General features: G+C 42.3%; 1 pseudogene. It reads left to right on the forward strand.

Annotation, left to right across the window (positions count from 1 at the left end):
- Positions 1–454, forward strand: a pseudogene (locus VT06_RS17350) (ribonucleotide-diphosphate reductase subunit alpha); the annotation flags it as partial.

Consider the following 454-nt stretch of genomic DNA (forward strand, 5'->3'; position numbering starts at 1 on the left):
AATCTCGCATCCAATTTTATGACGGTATCAAAACCGCCGATATTCACGAAACCATTATTCGTGCTGCAGCTGATTTAATTAGTGAAGAAGCCCCTGATTATCAGTTTCTTGCCGCACGTTTGGCAATTTTCCATCTGCGTAAAAAAGCTTACGGTGAGTTTGAACCGCCGCACCTATTCGATCATGTTACCAAAATGGTAAGTATGAATCGCTATGACAAGCATATTCTCGAGGATTATAGCCAAGCCGAGCTAGAAGAACTGAACACCTATCTGGATCATAGTCGTGATCTAAACTTCTCGTATGCAGCGGTTAAGCAATTGGAAGGTAAATATCTTGTGCAAAACCGCGTTACAGGTGTGGTGTACGAAAGTGCGCAATTCTTATATATCTTGGTAGCTGCATGTTTGTTTGCAAAATATCCGCCGGAAAAGCGGTTGGATTATGTTCGTCG

Source organism: Arsukibacterium sp. MJ3 (assembly GCF_000987765.1).
Lineage (GTDB): Bacteria > Pseudomonadota > Gammaproteobacteria > Enterobacterales > Alteromonadaceae > Alishewanella.